We start from the raw sequence: 15,082 nt of genomic DNA, 5'->3' as shown, positions 1-15,082 counted from the left end.
CCGTTCCACCCGTTCCATCGCCGTAACCGACGTCGGCCAAGACCCGGTTCGGAGGCCGCCAGCGCGCGGGGTGACGAGGCCGGTCCACCGGTCCCGACGCCCCGCGCGTCTGTTTTTCCCGGCCGTTCCCCAGCGCCGCCGCACCCTTCGGTGGCAGTCTGCTCAACATCAGACACGCAGAGAGACAGACAGCTGCACGACAGAAGAAGGCGGAGGTGCCGTTCACGTGGCGTCCAATGTCAATCCCACCGTCCGACGCCGCCGACTGGGCATGGAGTTGCGCAAGCTCCGCGAGGACAAGGGCATGACGGCCGAACAGGTCGCCGAGCGCCTCCTCGTCTCCCAGTCCAAGATCAGCCGGCTGGAGAACGGCCGCCGGTCCATCAGCCAGCGCGACGTACGCGACCTGTGCGAGGTGTACGAGGTGGAGGACCCCCGGCTCGTGGACTCGCTCATGCAGATGGCGAAGGACTCCCGCCAGCAGGGCTGGTGGCACGCCTTCGGCGACATCCCGTACAGCGTCTACATCGGCCTGGAGACGGACGCCGCGAGCCTGCGCACGTACGAGCCCCTGGTGATCCCGGGGCTGCTCCAGACGACGGAGTACGCCCACGCCCTGGTCCGCGGCGCGTGGCCGGAGACCGCTCCGGCCGACGTGGAGAAGCGCGTCCAGGTCCGGATGCACCGGCAGAAGCGGCTCTCCGAGACGGAGAACAACAATCCGGAACTCGGGCCGCTGCGCCTGTGGGCGGTCATCGACGAGGCCGCGCTGCTCCGGTGCGTGGGCGACGCCGAGTTGATGATCCGGCAGCTGGAGTTCCTGATAGAGCAGTCGGAGCAGCCGCACATCACGGTGCAGGTGATGCCGTTCTCGCTCGGCGCGCATCCGGGCGTCAACGGCCAGTACGCGATTCTGGAGTTCCCTGACGCGTCCGACTCGACGGTGGTCTACATCGAGGGCGTGACCAGCGACCTGTACCTGGAGAAGGCCAACGACGTGCAGAAGTACAGCGTGATGTACGAGCACCTGCGCGCCCAGGCCCTCAACGTCGACCAGACCCGGCAGTTCATCTCCGGGATCATCGACCAATACGCGGGCAAGGTCGGCGAGACGCGATAAAACAGCAGGAAACCCCTGGGGCGACGGGGAGGGCCGGTACCGTACACCGTCACTCCCCGGCCACAGAAGGCCTGAATGGAATATGCCACTCGGTCGGGTGAATGCCTCCTTCACCCGTCAGGAGCTGCGGGTAGCGTCGATCACGTCGGGCCGGAGAACCGGCCGGCCGACACGGCAAACGGAACTACTCGCTGAACCGGAGAGAAACATGGCTATTCGTCAGGGCGCCACGCACAGCTGGACCAAGTCCTCCTACTCCGCCAACGGCGCCTGCGTCGAGGTCAAGTCCCCCGTTGTGGAAGCCATCGCGGTCCGCGACTCGAAGGTGCAGGACGGCCCGTCCCTCACCTTCGCGCCCGGCTCCTGGACCTCGTTCGTCGACGGCGTCAACGAGGGCCGGCTGGGACGCCTCGCCTGAACGTCACGGCATGCTCCCCAACCGACCCGAGTGCGTTAACCGCAGCACAGGCAGTACACGCAGAACCCGCACCACAGGCAGTACCCGCACCACTGACTGGAGCCCTCTCGACCGGCCCGCCGTCCTGGCCGAGGGGGCTCGGCCATGTCCGTGTTCCGGCTACCTCAGCCGGTCGACGTACCGGTCGGTCCCCGGCACTGTGGGGATGAACGGCGCCACCAGCTCCACCCGGCCCAGCCCCGCCTCCGCGACCTCCGCGTCCAGCCCCTGGAAGCGGTCCCAGCAGGTCCGGGGGTCCTGCTCCAGGAACCACAGGAGCGTCAGGCGGGTGTCGACCCCCTCGACCTGCTTGACGTACGTCATCCGGTCGCCGGGCAGCGGCGTGGGGCGGAAGACCGTCACCATCGCGGCCGGGGAGCCGTGCAGCCGCTTCGGCAGGGCGCGTGCGCGCAGCCACTCCAGCAGCTCGGCCCGCTGCTCGGGCCCGTCGGCGTCGACGACCTGCACGACGAGACCGGCGTACGGGTGGTCGAGGGCGTGGAAGTCCCGCGGACCGGCGGCTCCGTCGCGGTAGACGGTCGCCTCGTGGTCCTGGAAGGCCGTGAACACGTGGGTGCGGTCCTGGTAGACCCGGCCGTCGCGATTGAGCCGCTTGTTGATGCCGACGGTCCACTTCATGTGCTCGTCGTAGCGGCCCTCGGTGACCCAGTACGTCGATATGTAGCAGCCGGCGGTGACGGGCTGGGCCACGGCCGACTTCTCGGGGTAGCGCAGCTCCTGGAGCTCGCGGGTGGCCACCCAGCGGCGGCCGGCGTACATCCAGGGCATGGCCATGGCGCCGGCGTAGTAGTGGTCGTCCTCGTACCAGCGGTTGTAGGCGTACTCGTGGCCCGGGTGCGGCTCCACCATGGTGATCAGCGCATGGCCGGGGCGGACGCCGTACGGGCCGACGGCCGCGAGCTCGGCGTAGTCCTCGGCGCGGGTGTCCCGCTCTTCTGTCGTCATGGGACCGGTCTAGCTGATGTGGCGTCAGATCACGAGCCCTCCGGGGCCGTTCAGCATGTGACACATACGTGGTGCCTGCATCTTTCGACGGCTACGATGCCCGCACCCCACTCCCAGAGGAGCCACCCGTGCCTGCTGCCGCCGCCTCCGCTCTCACGTCGCCGCCCGCGTTCGCCTCGCGCGCCGCCTCGGTGGGGGGTTCTCCCGTACGCGAGATACTCGCGCTCACCGAACGCCCCGGGGTGATCTCCTTCGCCGGCGGCCTCCCCGCGCCCGAACTGTTCGACACCGAGGGCCTGCGGGCCGCCTACGACGCCGCCTTCGCCGTGTCGGCGCGGCGGGCGCTCCAGTACTCGACCACCGAGGGCGCGCCGGAGCTGCGCGAGGCCGTCGCGCGGCGGGCGGCGGCGCGGGGCCTGCCGACCGGCGCCGACGACGTCCTCGTCACCTCGGGCTCGCAGCAGGCCCTCACGCTCATCACCGCCGTGCTGGTCGAGCCCGGGGACGTGGTGCTCGTCGAGAACCCCACCTACCTGGCGGCACTCCAGTGCTTCGGGCTCGCCGGGGCGCGGGTGGTGGCGGTGCCCTGCGACGCGGAGGGGATCATTCCCGAAGCCCTGGAGGAGATCGTCGCCCGGGAGCGCCCCAAGCTGCTCTACACCATCCCCACCTTCCAGAACCCGACGGGACGCACCCTGCCGGGCGCCCGCCGGGCGGCGGTGGCACAGATCGCAGCGCGGCTGGGGCTGTGGCTGGTCGAGGACGACCCGTACGGGGACCTGCGCTACGAGGGCACGGACGTGCCGTGGCTGGCGGCGCACCCGGGAGCGGAGGACCGTACCGCCCTGCTCGGCAGCTTCTCGAAGATCATGGCGCCGGGGTTGCGGCTGGGCTGGCTGCGGGCGCCGGAGTCGCTGCGCCGGGCCGCGGTGGTCACGAAGCAGGCGGCGGACCTCCACACGTCGACGGTGGACCAGCTGGCCGCCGCGCACTACCTGTCCGCGGTGGACCTGGACGCCCACGTGGCCACGGTCCGCGCGGCCTACCGGGACCGCCGAGACGCCCTGCTGGCGGGCCTGGCCGACACCCTCCCGCCGGGCTCGGTCTGGAACCGCCCGGAGGGCGGCATGTTCGTCTGGGCCCGCCTCCCGGAGACCCACGACGCGGCGGCCCTCTTCAAGGCGGCCCTCGGCCACGACGTGGCCTTCGTCCCTGGATCCCCCTTCTTCACGGGCCCCCCGGACCCCCGCACGCTGCGCCTGTCCTTCACGACGCACACCCCGGAGGAGATCACGGAGGGGCTGGCGCGCCTGGCCCGGGCCGCGGGTTAGCGGCAGCCGGGCGTCAGCCGGTCGGGGAGGCGGCCGGCTTGGAGGCAGTCGGCTTGGGGGCGGTCGGCTTGTGGCCCGGGTACACGTGGTCGGGGGTCACGATCCTGGTGATGGCCTCGCCGAAGAGGGTGCTGGGCTCCTGGCCTTCGTGCAGGATGTCGGTGTTGAGCAGCACGACCATCGTCGCCTGGGCCTCCGGCAGGTAGACGGTCAGGGTTTCGTACCCGGGCAGCGAGCCGTTGTGGCCGATCCAGCCCTGGACGTTGAAGATGCCCAGCCCGTACCCGGCGCCCGGAATGCCGTTGATCGAGGTGGTCTTCAGCCGCTCGGCCTGGGTCTTTGGCGTCAGCAGCGTGCCGGTGGCAACGGTGCGCGCCCAGCTGCGCAGGTCCATGAGGTCGGAGATCATCGCTCCCGCGGCCCAGGCCCAGGACGGGTTCCAGTCGGTCGCGATCACGACCTTCCCGGTCGTGTCGTTGGTGTACCCCTGGGGGTGCGGGTCGGGGAAGTGCGCGTCGGTGGGGAAGACCGTCTGCCGCAGCCCGGCCGGCTCCAGCACCTCCTGGCGGATGAACTCCTGGATGGGCTTGCCGCCGACCTTCTCCACCACGAGGCCGAGCAGGATCAGGTTGGTGTTGCTGTACTGCCAGTCGGCGTCCGGCTCGAACTGCACCGGATGCTTGAAGGAGTAGTCGAGCAGCTGCTGTGGCGTGAAGGGCCGTGTCGGACCGGCGGCGAGCGCCTTGTTGAAGTCCTCGTCCAGGCTGTAGTTGAACAGTCCGCTGCGCATGCCCGCCAGTTCGCGCAGGGTGATGCGGTCCCCGTTCGGGACTCCGCTGATGTACTTGCCGATGGTGTCGTCGAGGCCCAGCTTGCCCTGGTCGACGAGTTCGAGGAGCGCGGTGACCGTGAACGTCTTGGTCTCGCTGCCGATCCGGATGTTGAAGCCGGTCTCCATGGGCGAGCCCGTGGCCTTGTCGGCCACGCCGAAGGTCCGTACGTAGCTCCCCTTGCCGGGAGCCCAGAGGCCCACGATCACGCCCGGCACCTGCGCCTCGCGCAGGACCCGCTGTACGGCGGCGTCCAGCTTCGCCGCGACGGCCGGGGTGAGCTCCGGGAAGTACGCGTCACCGTCCGGGGAGGGGGCGGCGGAGACGGACGGCCCCGGGGTGGGAGCCCCGTACGCGGGGCCCGCGACGCCCGGGGTGACGAGCAGACCTGCGGCGGCAGCGGCCACGCAGGCCCGGCGCAACCGTATGTACGTCGGCCTCACGGCATGCCTCCTGTCGTACGGGGGAGCGGTACGAATGCACGTAGGAGCACAAGGATCAAGGCAGCAGCACCAGGGTAGGCCCGCACCCCCCACGCCGCGAGGCGAGCACCTCGCACCCCGCCCGGCTCCCGCCCCGCCCCTTCCCAAGCCCGGCGCGCTCGCCTAGCCTGACGGGCCGTCAGATAGTCTGCGTCTGGAGGGCGTCATGCTGCTGCGAGGGAAGACCGTCATCGTCTCCGGGGTCGGGGCCGGGCTCGGGCATCAGGTGGCCGCCACCGTGGTGCGGGACGGGGGGAACGCCGTGCTCGGGGCGCGGACCGAGGCGAATCTGGCCAAGTCCGCCGCCGAGATCGACCCCGACGGGGCGCACACCGCCTACCTGCCCACCGACATCGGCGACGAGCGCCAGTGCGAGGCCCTCGCCGCGCTCGCGCGGGAGCGGTTCGGCCGGATCGACGCCGTCGTGCACGTCGCCGCCTGGGACTCGTACTTCGGCGGTCTGGAAGACGCCGACTTCGGGACCTGGCAGCAGATCATCGACGTGAACCTGCTGGGGACGCTCAGGATGACCCGGGCCTGCCTGCCCGCGCTCAAGGAGAACGGCGGCTCCGTCGTCATCATCGGCACGCAGTCCGCCGTCGCCGCGCCCAACGAGGTCCAGCAGGCCGCCTACGCCGCCTCCAAAGGGGCCCTGACCTCCGCCATGTACTCCATGGCCCGCGAGCTCGGCCCGCACCGGATCCGGGTCAACACCGTGCTCCCGGGCTGGATGTGGGGCCCGCCCGTGCAGGCCTTCGTCACCTTCACCGCCCACACCGAGAACGTACCCGAGGCCGAGGTCCACGCCCGCCTCACCGAGCGCATGGCGCTGCCCGAGCTCGCCACCGACGGGGACGTCGCCGACGCCGCCGCCTTCCTCGCCTCCGACCGGGCGCGGGCGATAACCGGCCAGTCGCTGCTGGTCAACGCCGGTGAGCTGATGCGATGACGATCCCGATGAGCATCCCGATGACCTTCCCGTGCCCGTGCGACCGGATCGTATGCTCGGCCCATGACCACTCCGAGTGACGCTCCGACCGAAAACGCGATGCGCCGCGCGCTCCGGCGGGCCCGCGACGGCGTCGCGCTCGACGCGACCGAGGCGGCCGTACTCCTCCAGGCGCGCGGCGAGGCGCTCGACGACCTCGCCGCCTCCGCCGCACGCGTAAGGGACTCCGGCCTCGCCGCCGCCGGGCGGCCCGGTGTCATCACGTACTCGAAGAGCGTGTTCATCCCCCTCACCCGCCTGTGCCGCGACAAGTGCCACTACTGCACCTTCGCCACCGTCCCCGGCAAACTCCGCCGCGCCGGACACGGGATGTACATGTCCCCGGACGAGGTCCTCGACATCGCCCGCCGCGGCGCCGAGCTCGGCTGCAAGGAAGCGCTCATCACCCTCGGCGACAAGCCCGAGGACCGCTGGCCCGAGGCGCGCGAGTGGCTCGAGGCGGAGGGTTACAACGACACCATCTCCTACGTACGGGCCATCTCGATCCGGATCCTGGAGGAGACCGGCCTCCTCCCCCACCTCAACCCGGGCGTGATGTCCTGGGCCGACTTCCAGCGGCTCAAGCCCGTCGCCCCGTCCATGGGCATGATGCTGGAGACCACGGCCACCCGCCTGTGGTCCGAGCCGGGCGGCCCGCACCACGGCTCCCCCGACAAGGAGCCAGCGGTCCGGCTGCGCGTCCTGGAGGACGCCGGGCGTTCCTCCGTCCCCTTCACGAGCGGGCTGCTGATCGGCATCGGCGAGACGTACGAGGAGCGCGCGGAGTCCCTGTTCGCGCTGCGCCGTGTCTCCCGCGCCTACCACGGCATCCAGGAGCTGATCATCCAGAACTTCCGCGCCAAGCCGGACACGGCGATGCGCGGGATGCCGGACGCCGAACTCGACGACCTCGTCGCCACGATCGCCGTCGCCCGGCACATCATGGGCCCGTCCGCCTGCCTGCAGGCGCCGCCCAACCTGGTCGACGGGGAGTACGCCCGCCTGATCGGCGCCGGGATCGACGACTGGGGCGGCGTCTCGCCGCTGACCCCCGACCACGTCAATCCCGAACGCCCGTGGCCCCAGATCGACCTGCTGGCCGAGCAGTCCCGGGCGGCCGGCTTCGAGCTGCGCGAACGGCTCTGCGTCTACCCGGAGTTCGTGCAGCGCGGCGAGCCCTGGCTGGACCCCCGGCTGCTGCCGCACGTCCGCGCGCTGGCCGACCCGGACACCGGGCTGGCCGACGAGTCCGCGCGGGTCGAGGGCCGGCCGTGGCAGGAGCCGGACGAGGGCTTCACCGCGTACGGGCGCACCGATCTGCACACCACCATCGACACGGAGGGCCGCACCGGCGACCGCCGCGACGATTTCGACGAGGTCTACGGCGACTGGGAGTCGCTGCGCGAGGCGGCCGCGCCCGGCATGGTGCCCGAGCGGATCGACACCGACGTACGGGCCGCGCTCGCGCAGGCCGCCGACGACCCGACCGGGCTCACCGACGACCAGGCCCTCGCCCTGCTGCACGCGGACGGCCCGGCGCTGGACGCGCTGTGCCGGATCGCCGACGACCTGCGGAAGTCGGTGGTCGGGGACGAGGTCACCTACATCGTCACGCGCAACATCAACTTCACCAACGTCTGTTACACGGGCTGCCGCTTCTGCGCCTTCGCGCAGCGCCGCACGGACGCCGACGCGTACACGCTGTCCCTGGACCAGGTCGCCGACCGGGCCGCCCAGGCCTGGGACGTGGGCGCGGTCGAGGTCTGCATGCAGGGCGGCATCCACCCGGACCTGCCGGGGACGGCGTACTTCGACATCGCGCGCGCGGTGAAGCAGCGCGTCCCCGGCATGCACGTGCACGCCTTCTCGCCGATGGAGGTCGTCAACGGGGCCACGCGGACGGGGATGTCCGTACGGGACTGGCTGACGGCGGCCAAGGAGGCCGGGCTGGACTCCATCCCGGGCACGGCGGCGGAGATCCTGGACGACGAGGTCCGGTGGGTCCTGACCAAGGGCAAGCTCCCGACGGCGGACTGGATCGAGGTCATCAGCACCGCGCACGAGCTCGGGATCCGGTCCTCGTCCACGATGATGTACGGGCACGTGGACCAGCCTCGGCACTGGCTGGGGCACTTCCGCACGCTGGCCCGGATCCAGCGGACCGCGCTGTCGAACAACGTCGCCGGTTTCACGGAGTTCGTGACGCTCCCGTTCATCCACACGAACGCGCCCGTGTACCTGGCGGGCATCGCCCGGCCCGGCCCCACAGTCCGCGACAACCGGGCGGTGACGGCGATGGCGCGGATCCTGCTCCACCCGTACATCCCCAACATCCAGACCAGCTGGGTGAAGCTGGGCACCGAGGGCGCGGCCGAGATGCTGCGGTCCGGGGCCAACGACCTCGGCGGGACCCTGATGGAGGAGACGATCTCGCGGATGGCGGGATCGAGTTACGGCTCGTACAAGTCGGTCCGGGACCTGATCGCCGTCGCCGAGGCCGCGGGGCGGCCCGCGAAGGCCCGCACGACGCTGTACGGGGAGGTGCCGCGGGAGCGCCAGGACGCGGCCCGCGCCTCGGACGGTCACCTGCCGGAGCTGCTGCCCGTACTGGACTGAGGGCTGAGGGCTGAGGACTGAGGCCCTGAGGAACGGGTGGAGCCCGGCCGGGGAGTGATCCGGCCGGGCTCCTGCACTCCTGGACTGTGCGGCCGGGTTGACAACTGTTGATTTTGCTGCGGCCATTGCTGGCCGCCGGGTCCCTCATTTGGGTGAACGGGTATGGCGTTGCTGGGCTCGTGGCCCTGCTGGACTGGTTGCCTGTGGAGGTCGGTATGTCCGCTGCGGCAAGTAGGGGGAGGCGGCTTGTGGCACGCGCCGCACGAAGGAAGAGGCGTGAACTGCGTACACTGGCACCTTCGTTCACGGTCGAGGCCCCTGCCGGTGCGCGTATCCGTGATCGGCTGCGTCTGAGTTCGGCGGATGAGCGGGTCCTGAGGCTCCTGGGTGAGCACCTTGGTCATCACGCCCGTGTGGATCTGGCCGAGCGTATCCGTATCGGCAGGGTGGCGGTCAAGAACAATCGGCGGGCGGAACGTAAGCGGGCGCTGACGAAGGTGTCGTCTTCGCGTTGGGCGGGTGCGATCACCCGGACCAGTGAGGACCAGTTCCAGCTCGGCCTGCGGTGCCTGTTCGATGAGCGGGCGTTCCTGCGCCGTGCCATCGCGAAGATCTGTAAGCGTGTGGCGGTGCCGTGCGGGCAACGCGTGGGTGGTGTTCGCGGATACCGGGACCGGGCTGAGCGTGCGCAGAAGCAGTACCGGTTGCGGGTGATCACGGCGCGTCTGGCCGAGGTGGAGGCGCGTATCGAGGCCGGGCGTCCGGCAATCGTCGTCGGCGGCAGGCGGCTGGCCAAGACCCGACACAACCTCGCTGACGCCCAGCTCACCGAAGGCGAGTGGCGGGAGCGGTGGGAAGCGGCCCGCATGTTCCTGACCGCCGATGGGGAGTCGGGGGCGCCGTACGGGAACTACACGATCAGCGTGGACCCGGCCGATGGCACCATCACGATCGTCCTGCCCGAGCCTTTGCGGCACCTTGCGAACGCCCCACGCGGCCGGTACCGGCTCGCCGTGAAGGTAGCGTTCACCCACCGCCGGGAGGAGTGGCTGGACCGGATCACCGCCAACCAAGCCGTCCGCTACGACATCACACGCGACCCCGTTCGCGGCCGCTGGTACCTCGATGCCTCCTGGTCCGCCCCGAAATCCGTGCTGCCTACCCCCGTGGAGCTGGCTGCCGCAGGGGTCCGGCTGCTGGCCGTCGACCTCAACGCCGACCACCTCGCCGCGTGCGTCGTGGACGCACACGGCAATCCGGTAGGCGAGCCGGTCACCGTCCCCACCGACCTCACCGGACCCACATCGCAACGCGACGGCCTCCTGCGGGCCGCAATCACCGAACTGATCAAGCTCGCCCAGACAAATGGCTGCGCCGGTCTGGCGATCGAGAACCTGGGCTTCGCCGACGCCCGCGCCAGCGGCCGCGAAACCATGGGACGCGGCAAACGCGGCAAGACGTTCCGTCGCACCGTCGCCGGACTGCCGACCGCGAGGTTCCGGGAACGACTGCGCGGCATGGCCCACCACGCCGGGCTTGTCGTCGTCGCGGTCGACCCCGCCTACACCTCCCGCTGGGGCGGCCAGCACTGGAAGACCCTGCTCCAGCAACAATCGAAGACCACCGTCGTCACCGGCCACCACGCGGCCTCGGTGGCGATCGGCAGGCGCGCCCTCGGACACGGGCTACGGCGTCGGCCAGGTGTGACCGCACACGACCAGAGGATCGTGGCGCGGAGAGCTACCGGCCAGACCGTCCCCCGCCCGAGGGCACGCGGGACCACAAGTCCGCCAAGGACCACAGGCGCACCCCGCCAGGGTGGCAAGACCTGCGGGAGCCGAAGCGGTCAGCTTGTGCTGTTCCCCGTCTCCAAGACCGTTCGGGAGACATCCCGGGCCAGACGCCCAGCGTCTGACCCGGTTCATGGCGATTCGGCCAACGCTGGCCAACTCGCATAGGAACGGTCAGCCGACGAGGAGGTCCTTCTTGAGCTGCTTCAGCTCGCGGGCGTCGATGCCGAGCCCGTCCTTGAGGTAGCGGTCGAAGGAGCCGTACTTCGCCGAGACCTCGTCGTAGCCCGCGTTGAGGTACTCGGAGCGCACGTCGAGCATCGGCTTGTAGACGGCGGCCTGCTGGGCCGGCAGGTGGGAGAGGATCGCGTCGTTGGCGGCCTTGCGGTAGTCGTTGCTGGCCAGGTAGTCGGCCTCGACGGTCTCGCGGGGGACGCCGAGGGCGGTCAGCAGGGAGGCGTTGGCCCAGCCGGTGCGGTCCTTGCCGGCGGTGCAGTGAAAGAGGACGGAGCGGCTGCGGTCGCTCTCCACGCCTTCAAAGACCTGCGTGTACGCCTTCTTGCCGCCCTCGCCGGAGACCATGGCCCGCTCCGCGTCGACCATGGCCTTGACGGCCTCGTCGGGGGTCCTGGGCATGGTCTGGAAGGAGCCGGAGCCCGCGAAGACGTCGGCGACGACGTACGTGGCGCCCGCGGGGACCTTGTCGGCGTCCTTGGTGCGCTCGTCCTGCATGCGCAGGTCGAAGACCGTCTTGACGCGCAGGCGCTGGAGCTTGGCCAGGTCGTTCTCGGTCAGCTTGTTGAGGGCGTCGGAGCGGTAGACCTCGCCCATCTTGACCCACTGGCCGGTGGTGGTGCGGTAGCCGCCGGCGTCGCGGAAGTTGACGGTGCCGTCCAGCTTGATCAGGCGGTCGGCGAGGTGCAGGCCCTGGCCGTGCTGCGCCTTGAAGTCGAACCACTGGCGGTCGGCGGCGGGCAGCCCCGTGACGACGGCCTGGCCCTGGGCGCCGCCCTTCGCGACGACCTTGCCGTTCGCCTTGATCTCGACCCGCTTGGTGCCCTGGGCCTTCCACTTGAGGGTGAAGGAACCATCGGCTCCGGCGGTGACGGTGGCCTCGGTGAACGGGATGACGGAGCGGTCGTGGCGGTCCCAGCCGGTGGCGGAGGCGAGCGGGGCCGCGATCAGGGAAGCGGTGAGTGCGGAGGCGACGACGGTCGCGGCGAGGAGTGCCTTCTTCATGCCTGTGAGGCTGGGCGGCCGCGGAGAACGCCGGATGAACGAGGCATGGCTGAAACCGGCCGTCTCGACGGCGAGTGGCAAAACGTGCCATCAGCCGGGGTGGCGGCCGAAAGCGTTCGCTTTCCGGCCGTTCTCCGCATGCTTACGGACCGCTTGACGGACTGCTTCCGGATTCGAACGAAGCTGTCCACTACAGTGCCCGCCAGTGCTGTCGCAGGTGCGGCGGGCAGGCACGGCCAGGGGGACGGTGAGGGCGGTGGACGCCACGGACGGCGCGGGCGCGGTGATCATTCAGGGCACGGTGGAGGGACCAGGTGAGGCTTCCGGCCACGCCGTTTCGACGGACGGTCGCGGCGTTTCCACGGACGGCCGCGGCGCGACGGACGGCCGCGGCCTGACGCACGGCCTGACGCACCCCCGCGGCCCGGCCGCCGCTGCCGGGCGCACCGCGTCCCTGGCCGGCGGCCTGTGGGGCCGCTTCGAGCAGCAGGACTTCCGCAGCCGCGTCCGCGGCACCCTCCTCGGCTCCGCCATCGGCGACGCCTTCGGCGCACCGGGCGGCGGGCTCTCCCTCGACGCCATCCGCGAGGCCCACGGCCCGGAGGGGCTGACCGCGCCCGCCGCCACCCCTGTCACCGCCGTCACCCAGCTCACCCTCTTCACCGTGGACGGCCTCATACGGGCCCACGTACGCCGGGACACCGGCGCCTGGCACCCGCCCACCGACGTCCACCGCGCCTACCTCCGCTGGGCCGCCACCCAGCACGACTGGGGCCCCGACGAGCGCCGCAAGGACAACGGCTGGCTCGCACGGCAGGAGTGGCTCTACGTCCGCCGCGACCCGGACCGCGCCTGCCTGACCGGCTTCGCCGACGAGATCCTCGGCACCCTCGCCCAGCCGAAGAACCCCACCGCCCGCAACGCGGCCGCCGCCGCCCGCTCGGCCCCCTTCGGGCTGCTCGTCGGCTGGGAGCCCGCCCTGGTCCTCCAGCTGTCCGTCGAATGCGCCGCGCAGAGCCACGGCCACCCCGCCGCGTACCTCTCGGCCGGGGCCTTCGCGCTCGTCGTCCACGGCCTGACCCGCGGCGAATCCCTGGACTCCGCCGTCCAGCGCGCCCTCGGCCTGCTCGGCGCCCGGCCCGGCCACCAGCCCGTCACCGACGCCCTCCAGCACGCCCTGTCGGCCGTCACCCAGGGCGCACCCGGCCCCGCGACCGTCGAAGCCCTCTCCACCGGCGACGCCGAAGCCGCCCTCGCCGTCGCCGTCTACTGCGCCCTGGTCGCCGAGGACATCCCGCACGGCCTGCGCCTCGCCGTCAACCACGGCGGGGACTCCGCCGCCTCCGGCGCCCTGTGCGGGGCCCTCCTCGGCGCCCTCCACGGCGAGACCGCCCTCCCGGCCGCCTGGCTCGCCGAGCTCGAGGGCCGCGCCACGCTGCTGGAGCTCGCCGACGACTTCGCCCTGGAGATGACCCAGGGCCCGGCCCTTCACGGCCCCACGGCCGCCTCCCCGGGCTGGCTGGCCCGCTACCCGCGCGGCTGACCGCCGCCCGACACCTACCTGACGCCCCCTCAACATTCGTGCCCCCAGCCCGTACCGTTGCGGGTCCCACGTCTCGGAGGTGTCAGAAGCCATGCGGATCGCCACGACCATCTTCCTCACCGACCGCACCGTCTCGCCCGTCCGCCTCGCGCGCAGCCTCGAGGAGCGGGGGTTCTCCGGCCTCTACCTCCCGGAGCACACCCACATCCCGGTCAGCCGCGACACCGCCGCCCCCATGGGCGGCGACCTCCCCGAGATGTACGGGCGCACCCTCGACCCGTTCGTGGCCCTCGGCCAGGCCGCCGCCGTGACCGAGCGGCTCCACCTCGGCACCGGCATCACCCTGGTGGCGCAGCACGACCCGATCGACCTCGCCAAGCAGATCGCCACCCTCGACCACCTCTCCGGCGGCCGCTTCACCCTCGGCATCGGCTACGGCTGGAACGTCGAGGAGGCCGCCGACCACGGCGTCGAGTGGCGCACCCGCCGTGAACTGGTCCGCGACCGGATGGCTCTGATGCGCGCCCTGTGGGCCCCCGAACCGACCGCGTACGTCGGCGAGTTCTCCTCGGTGCAGGCCAGCGACGCCCACCCGAAGCCGGTCCAGACCCCGCGCGAACTCGGCCCGGGCGTCCCGCTGTACGGCCCCCGCACCCTGATCGGCGGCCAGGCCGGCCCGAAGCTCTTCACCGCCATCGCCGACCACGCCGACGGCTGGCTCCCGATCGGCGGCGGCGGCCTCACCGAGTCCCTGCCGGTGCTGCGCCGGTTCTGGGAGACCGCCGGGCGCGACCCGAAGTCCCTCCAGGTGGTCCCGTACGCCGTCCAGCCCACGCCCGGGAAGATGGGCCACTATGCCGACCTCGGCATCGAGGAGGTCGTCCTCCAGCTCCCCTCGGCCCCGGAGGCGGAGATCCTGCGCACCCTGGACGAGTTCGCCCAGTACCTCTGAACAGGCCCCGCGCGGCCCCTGCATAGGGTGGGCGGCCGGACGGTACGCGGCGGGGCTCGGAGGAGATCGGCATGGACACGGCACGGGAATCCGGCCCCAGGGGGAAGACGGCCCCGTCGGGGGCGCGGCGCGCCCGGAACTCGCTGTTCTGGGCCGCGCTCATCGCGGGGGCGGGCACGCTGGGCGGCTTCATCTCACAGTTCCCCTACGGCATGTTGTACGTCGGCGTGCTCATCGTCCTCGCGGCGGCCGGACTCGGAGCGGGCGTCGCCGGCTCGAACTGGAACCGGGCGGGGGCCGCGACCATCGTCGGCTTCGGCACCATGGCGCTCGGCCTCTTCGCCGGGTCCAACCTGAACGAGTCGTACCTGAAACTGCTCGGCGAGCGGGTGGACGCGGTGGTGCTGGAGTCCCGCGAGCACACCAACTCCAAGGGCGACCCGCGGTTCTACTGCCGCGTGGTCGACACCTCGGGCGAGACCCACGAGCTCGACGCGATACAGAACTGCTACGCCGACGTGGAGCCGGGCGGGCGCGTCTTCCTCTTCAAGGACCGGCTCGGCAGCCTCGACCCCTGGATGGAGACCACCGACAGCCGCGCCCTCGACCCGCTCGGCCTGGGCATCACCGGCGGCCTCTTCCTCCTCATCGGCGGCACGATGTTCACGGCCGGCCAGCGCCGCCGCTCGGACCGGGACCTCCACGAGGAACACCTCCGCAAGCACGGCCCGCCGTGGCGGAGCGGCCGATGACCGGCCAGTGGGAATC

12 protein-coding genes are annotated in these 15,082 nt (G+C 71.5%); 9 read left to right on the top strand and 3 right to left on the bottom strand.

The annotated features are described in order from the left end of the window. The first annotated feature begins 226 nt into the window (after positions 1-226). Complete coding sequence (locus OHA89_RS21730; protein WP_215149195.1) at positions 227-1,120, top strand: helix-turn-helix transcriptional regulator; 894 nt, start codon at positions 227-229, stop codon at positions 1,118-1,120. A gap of 208 nt (positions 1,121-1,328) precedes the next feature. Next, on the top strand, positions 1,329-1,538 hold the full coding sequence (locus OHA89_RS21725; protein ID WP_257555839.1) for a DUF397 domain-containing protein: 210 nt from the start codon (positions 1,329-1,331) through the stop codon (positions 1,536-1,538). A 159-nt stretch (positions 1,539-1,697) separates the two neighbouring features. On the opposite strand, the gene OHA89_RS21720 is transcribed toward OHA89_RS21725, so the two are convergent. After that, positions 1,698-2,543, bottom strand: coding sequence for a hypothetical protein (locus OHA89_RS21720; RefSeq protein WP_406366879.1), 846 nt, complete (start codon positions 2,541-2,543; stop codon positions 1,698-1,700). A 128-nt stretch (positions 2,544-2,671) separates the two neighbouring features. On the opposite strand from OHA89_RS21720, the gene OHA89_RS21715 reads away from it, so the two are divergent. Further along, positions 2,672-3,874, top strand: a complete 1,203-nt coding sequence (locus OHA89_RS21715; RefSeq protein ID WP_266609408.1) for a PLP-dependent aminotransferase family protein — start codon at positions 2,672-2,674, stop codon at positions 3,872-3,874. Between the two features lie 13 nt (positions 3,875-3,887). Here the strand turns inward: OHA89_RS21715 and OHA89_RS21710 are convergent, their stop codons facing one another. Next, positions 3,888-5,147, bottom strand: coding sequence for a serine hydrolase (locus OHA89_RS21710; protein WP_266609407.1), 1,260 nt, complete (start codon positions 5,145-5,147; stop codon positions 3,888-3,890). A 205-nt stretch (positions 5,148-5,352) separates the two neighbouring features. Between OHA89_RS21710 and OHA89_RS21705 the strand changes: the two genes are divergently transcribed. From OHA89_RS21705 to OHA89_RS21695, 3 genes are all read left to right on the top strand, one after another. After that, positions 5,353-6,135 carry an SDR family oxidoreductase gene (locus tag OHA89_RS21705; protein ID WP_257555833.1) on the top strand — a complete coding sequence of 261 codons (783 nt, stop codon included), beginning with the start codon at positions 5,353-5,355 and terminating at the stop codon, positions 6,133-6,135. Between the two features lie 63 nt (positions 6,136-6,198). Next, positions 6,199-8,790 carry a bifunctional FO biosynthesis protein CofGH gene (locus OHA89_RS21700; RefSeq protein WP_257555832.1) on the top strand — a complete coding sequence of 864 codons (2,592 nt, stop codon included), beginning with the start codon at positions 6,199-6,201 and terminating at the stop codon, positions 8,788-8,790. A 413-nt stretch (positions 8,791-9,203) separates the two neighbouring features. Further along, entirely contained in the window at positions 9,204-10,748 is a 1,545-nt protein-coding gene (locus OHA89_RS21695; protein ID WP_266609406.1) for a hypothetical protein, read from the top strand. Positions 10,749-10,754: 6 nt separating this feature from the next. On the opposite strand, the gene OHA89_RS21690 is transcribed toward OHA89_RS21695, so the two are convergent. Further along, positions 10,755-11,819: a tyrosine-protein phosphatase gene (locus OHA89_RS21690; RefSeq protein WP_266609405.1), complete on the bottom strand. Its 1,065-nt coding sequence runs from the start codon at positions 11,817-11,819 to the stop codon at positions 10,755-10,757. A 466-nt stretch (positions 11,820-12,285) separates the two neighbouring features. Between OHA89_RS21690 and OHA89_RS21685 the strand changes: the two genes are divergently transcribed. From OHA89_RS21685 to OHA89_RS21675, 3 genes are all read left to right on the top strand, one after another. Further along, entirely contained in the window at positions 12,286-13,362 is a 1,077-nt protein-coding gene (locus OHA89_RS21685) for an ADP-ribosylglycohydrolase family protein (protein WP_406368546.1), read from the top strand. A 91-nt stretch (positions 13,363-13,453) separates the two neighbouring features. Further along, entirely contained in the window at positions 13,454-14,314 is an 861-nt protein-coding gene (locus OHA89_RS21680) for an LLM class F420-dependent oxidoreductase (protein ID WP_266609404.1), read from the top strand. 71 nt (positions 14,315-14,385) lie between these two features. Next, complete coding sequence (locus OHA89_RS21675; RefSeq protein WP_266609403.1) at positions 14,386-15,066, top strand: hypothetical protein; 681 nt, start codon at positions 14,386-14,388, stop codon at positions 15,064-15,066. Positions 15,067-15,082: the final 16 nt, after the last annotated feature.

The organism is Streptomyces sp. NBC_01546, from assembly GCF_045208355.1.
Lineage (GTDB): Bacteria > Actinomycetota > Actinomycetes > Streptomycetales > Streptomycetaceae > Streptomyces.
Note: the sequence above shows the minus strand (reverse complement) of the source record. Positions and strands in the feature narration are given on the sequence as shown.